This window comes from Thermocrispum agreste DSM 44070 (genome assembly GCF_000427905.1).
GTDB lineage: Bacteria > Actinomycetota > Actinomycetes > Mycobacteriales > Pseudonocardiaceae > Thermocrispum > Thermocrispum agreste.
Genome location: NZ_ATYX01000006.1, coordinates 283,927 through 298,863, shown reverse-complemented (window position 1 = coordinate 298,863; position 14,937 = coordinate 283,927). Strand labels below are relative to the sequence as shown.

Here is a 14,937-nt window from a genome sequence, read left to right as displayed (position 1 = left end):
TTTCAATCGGGGACGCACGGCGTTGCCCTAAGCTCGAACGCGATACCGACAAATCGCGCGCAAGGAGGTCAAACCGGGCATGGCAGCTCCGTCCGCCGAGCAGCATGTCGTCCGGCCCGCAGGCGCCGGTGCCCGTCCGTTCACCCCGCACCCGGGACGCGGCTTGCTGTTCGTGTTGCTGTCCGCGGTGTCGTTCAGCAGTTCCGGTGTGCTCGCCAAGCCCGTGATGCTCGCCGGCATGACCCCGCAGCAGGTGGCGGCGGCACGCATCGGCCTGGCGGCGGCCATCCTCCTCGCCGGAGTCGCCCTGGTCCGGCCGTCGCTGCTCAAGGTCCGGCGGGGTGACTGGCCGCTGCTCGTCGGATTCGGCCTGCTGGGGGTGGCGGGCGCGCAACTGATGTACTTCGTCGCAGCCTCCCGCATCCCGGTGGGGGTGGCGATCTTGCTGGAGTTCACCTCGCCGGTGCTGGTGGCGCTGTGGGTGCGGTTCGTCCGCCGCGTGCACATGCCACGCGCGCTCTACGGCGGCGTCGCGCTGGCCATGCTCGGGCTCGCGCTCGTCGCCCAGGTCTGGCAGGGCCTCCGGCTCGACCTGCTCGGCATGGGAGCGGGCCTGCTCGCGGCGGTGTGCGCCTCGGCGTACTTCCTGCTCGGCGAGCGGGGCATGACCGCGCAGCACCCGCTCGGCATGGTGACGTGGGGGCTGACCTTCGGCGCGCTCACCGTCTGCGCTGCCGCGCCGCCGTGGACCTGGCCCGCCGAGAAGCTGACCATGACGGTGCCGTTCGGCCCGTGGACGCCACCGGCGTGGCTGCTGCTCGTCGCGGTGGCCGTGGTCTCCACCGTGCTGGCCTATCTGACCGGGCTGTTCGCCCTGCGTCACCTGCCCGCCGCGGTGGCCAGCGCGCTCGGGCTGGTCGAACCGCTGGCGGCCACCGCGCTCGCCTGGGTGCTGATCGACGAAGCGCTCACCCTCGTGCAGCTGGTGGGTGCGGTCGCGGTGCTGGCAGGGGCCACCATCGTGCAGCTCAACTCCCCCGGCAAGACGCAGCCGGGCACACCGGCCGAACCGCTGCCGGATCCCGATCATTGCCGGGAACCGGACGGCCTGCCCGGCCGGTAGCCGGCTCGGACCGCGGGCCCGCCACAGCAGGCCGCCGGCAGGCTGCCGCCGGGCCGGCGGAAGCTCAGACCGACAGCACGGTCGGCACGATCATCGGCCGCCGCCGGTAGGTCTGCGCCACCCACCGGCCCACCACTCGTCGCACGGCCTGGGCCACGCGATGCGTGTCGGTGATGCCCTCCGCCTCCGTCCGGGACAACTCCATCTCCACCAGCGGCACCACGGCGTCGAGCGCCTTCGGGTCGTCGGAGAAGCCGCGGCCGGAGATGGTCGGCGGGGAGACGGCCCGGCCGGTGTTGTGGTCGATGGCCACGGTGATCGCGATGAATCCGCCTTCGCCGAGGATCAGCCGGTCCGACAGCGTCGACTCGCCCACGTCACCGACCGACAGGCCGTCGACGTAGACGTGACCGACCTCGACCCGGCCGGTGCGCTGGGCCTTGCCGTCCACCAGGTCCACCACGACACCGTTCTCGGCGATGACCACGTTCTCCGGCGCCACCCCGGTCTTGACCGCGAGCTCGCCGTTGGCCACCAGGTGCTTCCACTCGCCGTGCACCGGCATGACGTTGGACGGGCGCAGTGCGTTGTACAAAAACAGCAGCTCACCGGCCGAGGCGTGCCCGGAGACGTGCACCTTCGCGTTGCCCTGGTGCACGACGTTGGCGCCCAGCCGGGTCAGCGCGTTGATCACGCTGAAGATGGCCGTCTCGTTGCCCGGGACCAGGCTGCTGGCCAGCACGACCGTGTCGCCGGGCCGCAGCGTGATGCTCCGGTGGTCACCGCGGGCCATCCTGGACAGCGCCGACAGCGGCTCGCCCTGCGATCCGGTGGACACGAACACCACCTCGGTGGGCGGCAGGTCGATCGCCTCGTCGACGTCGATCAGCAGCCCGTCCGGCACGGACAAAAAGCCCAGCTCGGCGGCGATGCCCATGTTGCGCACCATGGACCGGCCGACGAACGCCACCCGGCGGCCGTGCTTGGCGGCGGCGTCGATCACCTGCTGCACGCGATGCACGTGCGAGGCGAAGCAGGCCACGATGACCCGCTGCTGCACCTCGGCGAGCACCCGTTCGATCACCGGCCCGATCTCCCGCTCCGGCGTGACGAAGCCGGGCACCTCGGCGTTGGTGGAGTCGATGCACAGCAGGTCGACGCCTTCCTCGCCGAGCCGGGAGAACCCGGCCAGGTCGGTCAGCCTGCCGTCCAGCGGCAGCTGGTCCAGCTTCACGTCGCCGGTGTGCAGCACCAAGCCCGCCGGGGTGCGGATGGCGACCGCCAACGCGTCCGGGATCGAGTGGTTGACCGCGAAGAACTCGCACTCGAACGGTCCGATGGTGCGCCTGCCGCCCTCGGCGACCTGGATCAGCGTCGGCCGCTGCTTGTGCTCGCGGCACTTGGCCTCGACCAGGGCCAGGGTGAACCGCGAGCCGTACACCGGCAGGTCCGGCCGCTGGCGCAGCAGGAACGGGACCGCGCCGATGTGGTCCTCGTGCCCGTGGGTCAGCACCAGCCCGTCGACGTCGCCGAGCCGGTCCTCGATCGCGCGGAAGTCGGGCAGGATCAGGTCGACGCCCGGCTGCTCGTCCTCCGGGAACAGCACCCCGCAGTCGACGATCAGCAGCCTGCCGTCGAACTCGAACACCGTCATGTTCCGGCCGACCTCGCCGATGCCCCCGAGGGCGACGACGCGCAACGCGCCGTCCGGCAAGGGCGGCGGAGGATTGTCGGGCCCAGGCCCGGTTACCAGCGCTTGGGTCACTCCGGAAGCGTACCGAGAGACGTGTGCGTGGTCGGTGCGACATACGCGGCCGCCGAGTCGGCCTGGGCCGCGCGGGAGGCGTGGAAGTCCGCCGGGCCTTCCTCCAGCGGCACTCCTGCCTGGGCGAGATCGGACGCGATCGCCTGCACCTGCTCGTCGGTGGCCGGCACCAGCGGCAGCCGCGGGTCGCCGACGTTCATGCCGCGCAGCCGCAGCGCGGTCTTGGCGAACACCACGCCGCCGACCCGGGCGAACGCCCGCAGCACCGGCAGCATGCCGCGGTGGTTGGTGCGCGCCGTCGACGTGTCGCCTGCCTCGTAGGCGTCGATCATCGCGCGGATCCGACCGGCCACCACGTGCCCGATGACGCTGACGCAGCCGACCGCGCCCACCGACAGCCACGGCAGGTTCAGCGCGTCGTCGCCCGAGTAGTACGCCAGGTGCGTGTTGGCGATGACCTCCGAGCCCGCCAGCAGATCGCCCTTGGCGTCCTTGACCGCCAGGATCCGCGGGTGCTCGGCGAGCCTGCGCAGCGTGTCCACCTCGATCGGCACGATCGAGCGCGGCGGGATGTCGTAGAGCATCACCGGCAGGTCGGTGGCGTCGGCCACCGCGGTGAAGTGCGCGTGCAGGCCGGCCTGCGACGGCCGCGAGTAGTACGGGGTGACCACCAGCAGGCCGTGCGCGCCCGCCTTCTCGGCGGCCTGGGCCAGGGCGATGCTGTGCTTGGTGTCGTAGGTGCCCGCGCCCGCGATCACGGTCGCGCGGTCCCCCACCGCCTCGACCACCGCGCGCACCAGGTCGGCCTTCTCGGCGTCGGTGGTCGTCGGGCTCTCCCCCGTGGTGCCGTTGATCACCAGGCCGTCGTTGCCCAGCTCCAGCAGGTGGGCCGCGAGTTCCTGCGCCTTGTCGTAGTCCACCGCACCGTCGGCGGTGAACGGGGTAACCATCGCTGTCAGTACACGGCCGAACGGCCGTCCCGGGGCGGCAGTCGGGCCAACGGTCATGGAGGGCATGCTCAGACGGTACTACTGTTCCGCCAGCACGGTCTCCCTCAGCTGCTTGCCTTCCGCGTCATATGCGACACAGTGCACGGTGCGGTCGTGGTTGCCGTTGTCGTCGGTGGCCTCCCATTGCTCCGCCGACGGCACCAGGGCGCGGAACCGCAGCTGCTCCCGCCGCTCGGCGTCGATCAGCTCGGACTGGAAGCTCAGCGCGCAGCGCGCCCGTGCCCAGTCGATCAGCGCCTGGCCGGGATAGCGGTAGTCGGGATCGTCGCCGAAGCCCGGCGAGAACGCCGACGCGGCTGCGAAGACCTGCAGATCGTGAACCTCGGAGCAGTCCACGGTGGTGGTCACCGACCGGTTCTCGGCCAGTGGCCCCCCGCTGGCGCATTTGCCTTCGCCGATGGTGAACTCGGGGATCTGGCCGCCCTTGCCCCACGTCCACGTCTCGTCCTGCGCGCCGGGATCGGGCGTGGCGACCCACTGGCCGAGCAGGAATCCGCCGATCAGCGCCGCCACCACCAGCACGCCGCCGGCGATCAGCATTCCGCGGCCGATCCGCCGCGGGGCGGCCGGCTCCGCGGCGAGCGCGGTCGGCGGGTTGTGCGGCCCACCCGCATACCGCGCCGTCTGTCCCTGGGCCGTGGGCTGATCGGCCTGCCCCGGCACGGTGGGCCCGCCGGACGCCTGTCTGGCCATGCCCAGCAGCGCCCTGGCCTGCTCGGCGGTCGCGCGCGCCTCCGGCGCGGTGACCAGCAGGGCCATGATCGCCGACGCCAGTGCGCCGTGCGTGCGGGTCAACGGCGGGACCTCGGTCATGATCGCGTGCAGCGTCGCCGCCGTGCTGCCCCGGTCGAAGGCCACCGTGCCCTCGGCCGCGTAGTACAACGTCGCGCCCAGCGACCACAGGTCCGACGCGGGCGTGGCGTCCTGGCCGGAGATCCGCTCCGGCGCCATGAACGCCGGGGAGCCGACCAAGAAGCCGCTCGCGGTCAGCCGGGGGTCGTCGACGGCCTGGGCGATGCCGAAGTCGGTGAGCTTCACCCGGCCGTCGGCACCCACCATGATGTTGCTCGGCTTGACGTCCCGGTGGACGATCCCCGCGCGGTGCGCGACGGTCAGCGCGGACAGCACCTGCTCACCGATGGCGGCCACCGCGCCCGGGCTGAGCGGCCCGCGCTCGGCCACCAGATCGGCCAGGGTCGGCGCCTCCACCAGCTCCATGACGATGTAGGTCGCGCCGCCGTCGGTGATCACGTCGTAGACGGTGACGATAGCCGGGTCGTTGAGCCTGCCACTGGTGCGGACCTCCCGCAGGACCCGCTCGGCGAAGACGGTGGTGTCCTGCCCCTCTCCGGAGGGCAGCCGGACCTCCTTGATGGCGACGTGCCTGCCGATGACGGTGTCCTCGGCACGCCACACCACGCCCATGCCGCCCCGGCCCAGCTCGCCGAGCAGCCGGTAGCGGCCGGCCAGGACACGCCCGGATGCCGGCTGGGTGGCGGTCACCGTGTCGGCCGCCGGGTGCCCGGCGGACGGGGTGTTCGGCGGGACGGGCGGAGTGGGCGGGTTGGGGGCTGCCACGATCCTCCTCGTTGCACGATTCTGGGTGCACCATATCGTGTGCCGATCGGCCGCACGCCCGGATTGTCCACTTCGACATCCGGCCGCACGGCTCGGGACGGCGCTCAGCCGAATTCGGTGTGCACCTCGTGACCGGAAGCACGCAACGCCTGCACGGCACGTTCCAGATCCGTCTGCTTCACCAGCAGGTGATCGGTGTCGTAGGTGGACAGCGCGAACAGGCCGACCCCCGCCGCGGCCAGCTCGCTGGACAGCACGGCCAGGATGCCGGTGAGGGTGAACTCCAGCGGCCCGCGCACCGACAGCAACCTCCAGCCGTGCTCGGCGCGCCCGTCCTCGCGCGACCACAGCCCGCTCGGGCACACCACCGACAGCTCGGTACCGGTACGGGTGATCGACACCAGGGCATCGCCGGCACTCAGCAGGTCCACGGGTGGCTCGGCCTCCGGTGACAGCCGGGCGACGGTGTACTCGCCCGGCCGCACGTCCAGGGTGAGCCGCCGCACGTCAGCCCTCGGTGACCAGCGGGCTGGAGGCCACCTCGGTGCCGTCGGGCAGCGTGGAGATGGTGAAGTCGGCGAACACGTTGGGCGCGGCCTTCTGCAGCTGGCGCAGGCACTCCACGGCCAGCGCCCGGATCTCGACGTCGGCGTGCTCGGTGGCGCGCATGGCGATGAAGTGCCGCCACGCCCGGTAGTTGCCGGTCACCACGATGCGCGTCTCGGTCGCGTTCGGCAGCACCGCGCGTGCCGCCTGCCTGGCCTGCTTGCGCCGCAGCGTCTTGCTGGGCGCGTCGGCGAACTTGTCCTCCAGGCCGGCCAGCAGCTCGTTGTAGGCATCCTGGCTGGCCTGCACGGCCTTGAGGAACTTCTCGTGCAGCTCGGGGTCGTTGGCGATGACGTCCGGCTCGACGAACGCCGCGTCCCGCTCCGGGACGTACCGCTGGGACAGCTGCGAGTAGGAGAAGTGCCGGTGCCGGATCAGCTCGTGCGTCAGCGACCGGGAGATGCCGGTGATGTAGAAGCTGACCGTGCCGTGCTCGAGCACCGACAGGTGACCGACCTCGATGATGTGCCGGAGGTAACCGGCGTTGGTGGCCGTCTTCGGGTTCGGCTTGTGCCACGACTGGTAGCAGGCGCGGCCGGCGAACTCGGCCAGCGCCTCTCCCCCGTCGGCGTCGGTCGACCACGGGACGTCCTCCGGCGGGAAGAACTCCGTCTTGGCGATGAGCTGAACCTTCGGCGAGACCGTCTCTGCCACCTGCACGCACCCCTAACCGGCAACCGCTGACTCCTCTTGCCGAAGCCTAACCGCCGGCACCGCCGATCTCGTGCGGACCCGCGGGCCGGAAGCCACATCGCCGCGGACACCGATCCGCGACATCACCCATGATGTCATCTGACGTTGAAGTGATGTCAGAATGGTGGCACCATGACACCATGGATCTGTCACCGTACTTGACCAGCCTGCGCGAGGACCTCAATGCCGCGGCCTCCGCCGGCGACGAGAACACGAAACGGGCCGCCGCGGTCCTGTCGGCGGCGCTCGAGCCCGCGGCCCGGCTCGCCATCATGAACGCGTTGTCCGACCTGGCCGACGAGATCACCGCCCAGCTGGACGACACCGTGGTCGACGTGCGTCTCGCCGGGCGGGACGTCCGGGTGGTCGTGGACACCAGGGCATCCCGCGAGCAGGACGACGCTCAGCAGGCGCCACCGCCGCCACCGCCGCCGTCCGGCGGCAGCGAGAACATCACCCGGATGACGTTGCGCCTGTTCGAGGAGCTGAAGAGCAAGGCCGAGCAGGCGGCGGCCGAGCAAGGTGTCTCGCTCAACACGTTCGTCCAGCAGGCCCTGCAGGGCGCACTGCAGGGCAAGCACGGCTGGACCGGCCCGTGGGGCGGCCAGCGACGAGACGATCGCGACGACGAAGGCAACGAGATGCACGGGTGGGTGCAGTCATGACCGCTCCGGAAGACGCCATCCGGACGACCGCCTTCACCACCGAAGGGCCGGTCCGGATCGAAGTACAGCTCTCCGCAGGCAGCGTCGACGTGGAACTTGCCGACAGCGGCAGCACCGGCGGCGAGGACGGGGTGCAGGTCGACGTGCGGCACGCCCCGGAGGAGGGCATGCCGTGGGCGCAGATGATGGCCAGCGCACTGACCTGGGTGAACGAACAGTTCGGTGAGCACATCACCGCCGACGTGATGGGCACCGCGACCGCCGCGGTGGACCAGACCAGGGTGGAGCTGGTGGGCGACCGGCTGATCGTGCAGTCGCCGAAGACGCTGCCCATGCGGCACCAGCCGCTGGCCGTGACGGTGCGCGCACCAGCCGGATCCGAGCTGGACATCCGTACCTCGTCGGCCTCGGTCACGGTGACCGGGACCGCCGCGAGCGCGGTGGTCACCACCTCCTCGGGGGACATCTCGGTGGACCGGGTCAGCGGGTCGGCGAACATCCGCACCGCGTCGGGAACGGCGACCGTGGGCGCCGTGAGCGGCACCTCGTCGATCGTCACCGGCTCCGGTTCGGTTCACGTGGGCGAACTCGACGATGCGTCCGGGAAACTCACCCTGCGCAGCGGAAGCGGCGACCTCACCGTCTCCGGCGCAGCGGCGGGCGCGCTCACCGCGAAGACCGGCTCGGGTGACGTCCGCCTGGAGCTCGCCGACGGAGTGCTGGCCGAGATCCACCTGTCCTCCGGCAGCGGCCGGGTGAGCTCCGAGCTGGACGTGCAGCACGACCCACCCGAGCAGACCGCCCCGTTGCGGATCAACGCACGCAGCGGGCACGGCTCGGTGACGGTGGCCGGGCCGCGCAAGTAGACCGCCATGGTGGCCGCGTCGGCGGCGCGTTCGGTCTCTCGCCCCGGGTACGACGCGTGCGGGTTCGCCCGCCGGCGCGGCCCGGCGGCCCCGGCTATTCCACGCTCGCGGCCACGGCCGCGCGCAGGGCAGCCGCCAGGTCGCCGCGCTCGCCGACCACGACGCCTGCCAGGCCGAGCCATCCGGCCATGGACCACAGCTCCCCGGCCAGCTCGTGGGCGACCCTGGCCTGCGGCACTCCCGGCTCGGCGAAGACACCCTGGGCCCGCAGCACGCCCGCGGCCCGGTCCGCCTTCAGGTCCACCCTGGCGACCAGTTCGCCGTCGAGCAGGAACGGGAACACGTAGTAGCCGTAGACGCGCTTGGGCGCAGGCACGTAGATCTCGATGCGGTAGTGGAAGCCGAACAGCCGGTGGGTCCGGGAACGCTCCCAGATCAGCGGGTCGAACGGGCACAGCAGCGCCCGGCCGGTGACCTTTCTGGGCGCTCGCGCCTCCGGATGCAGGTACGCGGTCTGCCGCCAGCCGCGCACCCGGACGGGCTCGAGCCGCCCGTCCTCCACCAGCTCCCCGATCGCCCGCCGGGCAGGCGCGGGCTTGATTCGGTAGTAGTCCCGTAGATCGGTCTCGGTGGCCACGCCCAGCGCCTCGGCGGCACGGGCGATCAACTCACGGATCGCGTCGGTGTGCGGGATCTCCGGCGCGTTCAGCACCTCCGGCGGCAGCACCCGCTCCGGCAGGTCGTAGTGCCGCTCGAATCCCCTGCGGGTGCCGGTGGTCAGCTCGCCGACCGCGAACAGGTATTCGCAGGCGACCTTGGCGGCCGACCGGTTCCACCAGCCGCCCTTGGCCGCACTCTGCAGACCGAGCGCCTTCTCCACCCCGCCTGCGCTGATCGGCCCCTGTTCCTTGACCACGGCGAGCACGTCGGAGATCAGCCCCGGCTGGGCATGCGCCACTTTCCAGTACCGGCCGCGCAGCGATTCGTAGTGGCGCATCCGCCAGCGCAGCAACGGCCAATCGGCCAGCGGCAGCAGGCACGCCTCGTGCGCCCAGTACTCGGCCAGCAAACGCGGCTTCCGCGCGCTGTGCGACCAAGCGGCGGTGTCCACCAGCTCGGCCGGGTACGGCCCGAGCCGGGAGAACAGCGGCATGTAGTGCGCCCGCACCGCCACATTGACCGAATCCAGCTGCAACAGCTTGGTACGCCGCAGTGTGCGGAGCAGGTGCCGCCTGCCTGCCTGCCCGGCCGGACGAGGGTCGGTGAAACCCTGGGCAGCGAGAGCCATCCGCCGTGCGACGGCGTCGGAGATCGACCGCATGCGCGCATGCTGCCATGCCCGGCCGACAGCGACCGGTCCGCCAGGTAGGTTCGCAAGCATGGCCGTAGCTGACGTTCGCCTGGCTCGCACAGCCGACGCCGCGGAAATCGCCCGGATCCAGCACATCACGTGGCAAACCGCGTTCGGCGAACTGCTCGACGAAGCGTCGCTGGCCGCGCTGACCGGGCAGGAGGCCCAGCAGCGGTGGACGGAGGCCATCGCCTACCCGGACACCGACGTGTTCGTGGCCACCGAGGGCGACTACACCGTCGGCTTCTGCGTGTCCGGCCCCGCGCCTCGGGAGGAGATCGAAGGCCCGGACGGCACCGTGCCCCCGGACGCCGCGCACACCGGGCTGATCGCCACGCTGCTGGTCGAGCCGCGCTGGGGGCGGCGCGGGCACGGTGGACGGCTGCTGGCCGCTGCGGCGCGGGCGTTGCGTTCCCGCGGTGCCCACCGCGCGGTCGCCTGGGTCAACGAGTCCGACTCCGCGACACTGAACTTCTACCGGACGGTGGGCTGGGAAGCCACCCGCCTGGTGCGCACGCTGGACACCGGGCGACGGCATGTCCGGCAACTGTGCGTCACCGGCGGGCTGGACCTGCAGCTGGTCGAGTAACGCCGGGCGGGCTCCGGTGCGACCATCAGGGGCCTGGGCCCGGCCTTGCCCAACTCGCACCAACGGCCGGATCGCACCAGGTACCGTGTGCGTGATCTTCACTTTTTCTGTCCGAGGGGGGTGCTCGCCGGTGACCTGGCTGCTGCTGAGCTTCGGCATCGCCGTCAGCTCGGCATTGCTGCCACTGGTGAGCATCGAAGTGTTCGTGGTGACGGTCGCCTCCAGCCAGCCCGGCCTGCATTGGGCCGCGCTGGCCGCGGTGGTGGCCGTCGGCCAGGTGCTCGGCAAGGTGCCGTACTTCCTGGCCGCGCGCGGGTCCATCCACCTGCCCGCATTCCTGCATCGCGACCAGAAGGAACGGCCGCCGTCCGCGCGGCGGGAACGGTGGCGGCTACGGACCAAGCGCCTGCACGACGCCCTGGACGCGGTCCGCGACCGATGCCACAAGCACCGCCGGTGGATGATCGGCACCTACGGCGTCAGCTCGGTCATGGGCATGCCGCCGTACATGGCGCTGGTGGTGCTGAGCGGGTTGGCCAAGATGCGCATGTCGCTGTTCATCGGCATGGGCCTTGCCGGCCGGTTCGTCCGTTTCGCGCTGCTGGCATCCGCGCCCGCGGCGTTCATCGGGTGGTTCGGGCACTGACCACGGTCCCCTGCCGCCCGGTGAGCGATCGGACGGCCTCGACGAAGTACGGCCCGATGGCGGTGAGCCTGCCGGGATACTCGTCGACCAACCCGTCGGTGTGGTTGCCGCCCTCGACACGCCAGTAGGTGTGCAGCGCACCCCGGCCGGCCTTGCGCACCATGTCCGCGTACACGTCCGAGTCCACGCCGATCGGCAACAGCGTGTCCAGGGTGCCGTGCAGGGTGATCAGCGGTTTGCCGATGCGCCCGGTCAAGGCAATCCGGCGCACGGCCCGTTGCGCCTGCGGCCGGCTGGCGTAGTCGTAGTCGGCGTCGCACGCGGGCGTGCCGCTGCGGCAGAACGGCACACCGGCGTCCAGCGGACCGTCGTACGACGGGTCGAGGGCTTCACGGTAGATACGCTGGGTCAGGTCCCAGTAGACCCGGTAGTGGTAGTCCCACAGGAACTCCGAGCCGGGGGCGAATCCGGCGTCGAGCATCCTCTGCCGCGCGGCCTCCGCCTCTTCGCCACCCTCGGCGTAGGCGGGGTAGTTCCGCAACGCGACCGGCAGGAAGGTGAACAGGTTCGGGCCGTTCGTGGTCCACAGCGTGCCTTCCCAGTCCACACCGCCGTCGTACAGTGACGGCCGGTTCTCCAGCTGCCAGCGGACCAGGTAGCCACCGTTGGAGATGCCCGCGGCGAGCGTGGTGGACGGCGGCCTGCCGTAACGCTGCCGGACCACGTGCTTGGCCGCGACGGTGAGCTCGGTCAATCGTTGGTGCCACTCGGCGATGGCTTCGCCCGGGTAGCGCTGCCCGTGATAAAAGGCCACGCCGGTGTTGCCCTTGTCGGTGGCCGCGAACGCGTATCCCATGGCCAGCACCTGGTCGGCGATCGCCCGGTCGTTGGCGTACTGCCTGCGATTGCCCGGGGTGCCGGAGACGACCAGTCCGCCGTTCCACCTGTCCGGCAGGCGCAGCACGAACTGGGCGTCGTGGTTCCAGCCGTGGTTGGTGTTCGACCGCGAATCGTCCGGGAAGTAGCCGTCGATCTGGATGCCGGGAACACCGGCCGGGCGCGGCATGTCCGCGGCCGTCAGGCCCACGTAGTCCTCGGGGTTGGTGTGCCCGGACTTCTCCGTCGAGACGGTGGTGAGACCCGCCAGGCAGGACACCTTCTGGTGTGCCGCGCCGGGAACGCGGAGTTGCCCGATCCGGGCGCAGTGCCCGGACACGACCGGCTCAGCGGAATGCGCGACGGCTTCCACTGGCGGCAGCGCGATGCCAAGGACGACCGCGGCCGACAGTACCCAAATGCGACGAGACATGAGGTGCGGCATGCACGTCACCGTGCCCTGTCGCCTGTCGTAGCGCGATGGCGACGAGAGCCACATTCGTGGCGACCTTGTGGGGACCCACCACATCCGGCACTGCGACCAGGTGCCTTCCGGCCCACCTACCTTCCGGCCCGCTCCTCCGCTTCCAGGGCCACAGCGCGTTTCATGGCCTCCCGGGCACGGCGCCGGTCGCCGGCCAGGTCGTAGGCATGCGCCACCCGGTACCACGCCCGCCAGTCCCGCGGCGAGGCTTCCACCTCCGCTTTGCGCTCGGCGAAGTAGGCGTCGGCCGCATCGGGTTCGACCCGCCCGCTCGGCCGCCGAGGAAGGTCCGAGACGTCGGGCAAGCCGCCCTCGGCGGCCAGCCGCTGCGTCAACCGGGCGACTCGGATGCCGGACAGCCACGTGCTGACCACCATCCATGCGCCGAGCACCGGCAGGATCAGCACGCCTGCCCCGAGCGCCACGCCCACCGGCTCGCCGCTGCGCAGCAACGCCACGGCCCGTCCGGCCAGCAGCACCAGATGCAGCGCGACACCCGCGGTCAGGACGGCCGCGAGCACAAGCGTCTTCCGCGCGGAGGATTGCACCGTCGTCACAGCTGCATGTACTTGTCGAGCCCCACGGTCAGCCCGGGATGCTGCCGCACCTTGCGCACACCCAGCAGCACACCCGGCATGAACGACGACCGGTTCAACGAGTCGTGCCGGATCGTCAACGTCTCGCCGTCGCCGCCGAACAGGACCTCCTGGTGGGCCACCAGCCCGGCCAGCCGCACGGAGTGCACCGTGATGCCGTCCACCTTCGCGCCGCGCGCCCCGTCCAGCTCCGACGTGGTCGCATCGGGCACGTCACCGAGGCCCGCGCCGGCACGCGCGGCCGCCACCAGCCGCGCGGTGTGCGCCGCGGTCCCGGACGGCGCGTCCGCCTTGCGGTTGTGGTGCAGCTCGACGATCTCGACCGTGTCGTAGTACCGCGCGGCCATTTCGGCGAACCGCATCAGCAGCACCGCACCCAGCGCGAAGTTCGGCGCGATCAGCACCCCCACCTCTTCGCGCCCGGCCAGCATCTCGCGCACCGCCGCCAGCTTGGCCTCGTCGAACCCACTGGTGCCGACGACGACGCTGATCCCGGCCTCGATGCAGAACCGAAGGTTGTCCAGCACCGCGTCCGGGTGCGTGAAGTCCACGGCCACCTGGGCGCCCGCGTCGGTCAGCGTGGTCAACGGATCGTCGACGTCGACGCGCGCGACCAGCTCCATGTCGGCCGCGCCCTCGACGGCCTCGCACACCGTCGCTCCCATGCGGCCGGCCGCACCGAGAACGCCGACCTTCGTCACGTCGTCCGTCGCCGAGCTCACAGCACCTCCAGCAGCTCACCGGGAAGATCGTCCAGGTGAGCATACGGGCCGACCACGGCGGCCGCGCGCACCCGTCGCAGGTAGCGACCGGCCACCGCGGCCACCTCCTCCGGGGTGACCGCGGCGATGCGGGCCAACGTCTCGTCGATGGTGAACGCCCTGCCGTAGTGCAGCTCGTTCTTGCCGATCCGGCTCATCCGCGAACCGGTGTCCTCCAGGCTCAGCACCAGCTCGCCGCGCAACTGCCCTTGGGCCCGCACCACCTCTTCCGGGGTCAGCCCGTCGGCGGCGACCTCCCCGATGACGTCCCGCAGCACGCGCACGAGCTCACCCAGCCGCTCCGGCTGGCAGCCCGCTTCGATCGCCAGGTTGCCGGTGTCGGAGTAGAAGACCGGCGACGAGCACACCTGGTAGGCCAGCCCACGCCGCTCCCGCACCTCCTGGAACAGCCGCGAGCTGGTGCCCCCGCCCAGTGCCGCGTTCAGCACCGACAGCGCGAACCTGTCCTCGTCGTGCCTGCTCATCACCGGCATGCCGAGCATCACCTTGGCCTGCTCGACGGTGTCGGACCGCAGCAGCACCTCGTCGGCCGAGGTGAACTCGGCGCGCCCGCCGCGCGGCGGCTCGGGTTCCGCCCGGCCGTCGCTGACCCGGGGATAACGGGCCGTCGCCTCCTCGACCAGCCGCAGCACGTCCTCGTGCCGCACATTGCCCGCGACGGCGAACACCATGCGCTGCGGCAGGTAGCGGGTCCGGTGGAACTCCCGCAGCAATCCCGCCGTCATGCCGGTGATCGACTTCTCCGTGCCGAGGATGGGGCGGGCCAGCGGATGATCGCCCATCAACGCCACGGAGAACAGCTCGTGCAGCCAGTCGTCCGGGTCGTCGTCCCGCATCGCGATCTCGTCCAGGACGACGGTGCGCTCGATCTCGGTGTCGGCCTCCGAGCACCGGCCGTCGAACACCACGTCGGCGACCAGGTCGACCGCCAGCGGCACGTCCGTGTCGAGCACGTGCGCGTAGAAGCAGGTGCTCTCCCGGGTGGTGAACGCGTTCAGCTCCCCGCCGACCGCGTCGATCTCTTCGGCGATCTGCCGCGCCGTCCGGCGCGTGGTGCCCTTGAACAGCAGATGCTCGAGGAAGTGCGCGGCGCCGGCTTCCTCCGGCTGCTCGTCCCGCGTGCCGACCGCCACCCAGATTCCCACCGAAGCCGACCGCACCCCCGGCATGGTCTCGGTGACCACTCGCAGCCCGTTGGGCAACACGGTGCACGCGAAATCCGTCATCACGTCCTCAGCTCATCACGGCTTGTCCGAACGCGCCAGAGCGGCCGCGCCAACCGGCGCGGCCGCTCCGACGTCGGTCTC

General features: G+C 71.3%; 15 protein-coding genes. 5 read left to right on the top strand and 10 right to left on the bottom strand.

The window, feature by feature from the left end; genetic code table 11:
* Nucleotides 1-79: 79 nt before the first annotated feature.
* The gene (locus YWY_RS20105; RefSeq protein ID WP_051309633.1) at nt 80-1,123 is read left to right on the top strand and encodes an EamA family transporter; all 1,044 of its coding nucleotides are present in this window, start codon (nt 80-82) and stop codon (nt 1,121-1,123) included.
* 64 nt (nt 1,124-1,187) lie between these two features.
* Here the strand turns inward: YWY_RS20105 and YWY_RS0103620 are convergent, their stop codons facing one another.
* The 5 genes from YWY_RS0103620 to thyX form a co-directional block, all read right to left on the bottom strand.
* On the bottom strand, nt 1,188-2,876 hold the full coding sequence (locus YWY_RS0103620; RefSeq protein ID WP_028846501.1) for a ribonuclease J: 1,689 nt from the start codon (nt 2,874-2,876) through the stop codon (nt 1,188-1,190).
* A gap of 8 nt (nt 2,877-2,884) precedes the next feature.
* Nucleotides 2,885-3,895 (bottom strand): 4-hydroxy-tetrahydrodipicolinate synthase, encoded by a 1,011-nt coding sequence (gene dapA / locus YWY_RS0103615; protein WP_211227469.1) that lies wholly within the window; start codon nt 3,893-3,895, stop codon nt 2,885-2,887.
* A 21-nt stretch (nt 3,896-3,916) separates the two neighbouring features.
* The gene (locus YWY_RS0103610; RefSeq protein WP_028846499.1) at nt 3,917-5,401 is read right to left on the bottom strand and encodes a serine/threonine-protein kinase; all 1,485 of its coding nucleotides are present in this window, start codon (nt 5,399-5,401) and stop codon (nt 3,917-3,919) included.
* 179 nt (nt 5,402-5,580) lie between these two features.
* Complete coding sequence (locus tag YWY_RS0103605) at nt 5,581-5,982, bottom strand: ACT domain-containing protein (RefSeq protein ID WP_028846498.1); 402 nt, start codon at nt 5,980-5,982, stop codon at nt 5,581-5,583.
* 1 nt (nt 5,983) lies between these two features.
* Nucleotides 5,984-6,736, bottom strand: a complete 753-nt coding sequence (gene thyX, locus YWY_RS0103600; RefSeq protein ID WP_028846497.1) for an FAD-dependent thymidylate synthase — start codon at nt 6,734-6,736, stop codon at nt 5,984-5,986.
* Nucleotides 6,737-6,915: 179 nt separating this feature from the next.
* On the opposite strand from thyX, the gene YWY_RS0103595 reads away from it, so the two are divergent.
* A complete protein-coding gene (locus YWY_RS0103595; protein WP_028846496.1) occupies nt 6,916-7,440 on the top strand; it encodes a toxin-antitoxin system HicB family antitoxin in 525 nt (174 codons plus the stop codon).
* Entirely contained in the window at nt 7,437-8,306 is an 870-nt protein-coding gene (locus tag YWY_RS0103590; protein WP_028846495.1) for a DUF4097 family beta strand repeat-containing protein, read from the top strand. Before YWY_RS0103595 ends, YWY_RS0103590 begins: the two co-directional genes overlap by 4 nt.
* A gap of 94 nt (nt 8,307-8,400) precedes the next feature.
* Here YWY_RS0103590 and YWY_RS0103585 read toward each other — a convergent pair whose 3' ends face one another.
* Complete coding sequence (locus YWY_RS0103585) at nt 8,401-9,627, bottom strand: winged helix-turn-helix domain-containing protein (protein ID WP_028846494.1); 1,227 nt, start codon at nt 9,625-9,627, stop codon at nt 8,401-8,403.
* A gap of 58 nt (nt 9,628-9,685) precedes the next feature.
* Here YWY_RS0103585 and YWY_RS0103580 point away from each other — a divergent pair, with 58 nt between their 5' ends.
* Both YWY_RS0103580 and YWY_RS0103575 read left to right on the top strand, forming a co-directional pair.
* Complete coding sequence (locus YWY_RS0103580) at nt 9,686-10,246, top strand: GNAT family N-acetyltransferase (protein ID WP_028846493.1); 561 nt, start codon at nt 9,686-9,688, stop codon at nt 10,244-10,246.
* A gap of 130 nt (nt 10,247-10,376) precedes the next feature.
* Nucleotides 10,377-10,892 (top strand): hypothetical protein, encoded by a 516-nt coding sequence (locus tag YWY_RS0103575; RefSeq protein WP_028846492.1) that lies wholly within the window; start codon nt 10,377-10,379, stop codon nt 10,890-10,892.
* Here the strand turns inward: YWY_RS0103575 and YWY_RS20100 are convergent.
* From YWY_RS20100 to YWY_RS20095, 4 genes are all read right to left on the bottom strand, one after another.
* On the bottom strand, nt 10,870-12,201 hold the full coding sequence (locus YWY_RS20100) for a tannase/feruloyl esterase family alpha/beta hydrolase (RefSeq protein ID WP_156899089.1): 1,332 nt from the start codon (nt 12,199-12,201) through the stop codon (nt 10,870-10,872). The two genes, YWY_RS0103575 and YWY_RS20100, sit on opposite strands and share 23 nt — an antisense overlap.
* A 128-nt stretch (nt 12,202-12,329) precedes the next feature.
* The gene (locus YWY_RS0103565; RefSeq protein WP_425426103.1) at nt 12,330-12,809 is read right to left on the bottom strand and encodes a hypothetical protein; all 480 of its coding nucleotides are present in this window, start codon (nt 12,807-12,809) and stop codon (nt 12,330-12,332) included.
* Entirely contained in the window at nt 12,806-13,570 is a 765-nt protein-coding gene (dapB, locus tag YWY_RS0103560; RefSeq protein WP_038044359.1) for a 4-hydroxy-tetrahydrodipicolinate reductase, read from the bottom strand. Before dapB ends, YWY_RS0103565 begins: the two co-directional genes overlap by 4 nt.
* Nucleotides 13,567-14,856: a M16 family metallopeptidase gene (locus YWY_RS20095; RefSeq protein WP_051309629.1), complete on the bottom strand. Its 1,290-nt coding sequence runs from the start codon at nt 14,854-14,856 to the stop codon at nt 13,567-13,569. The genes dapB and YWY_RS20095 overlap by 4 nt, the downstream gene beginning before the upstream one ends.
* Nucleotides 14,857-14,937 lie beyond the last annotated feature (81 nt).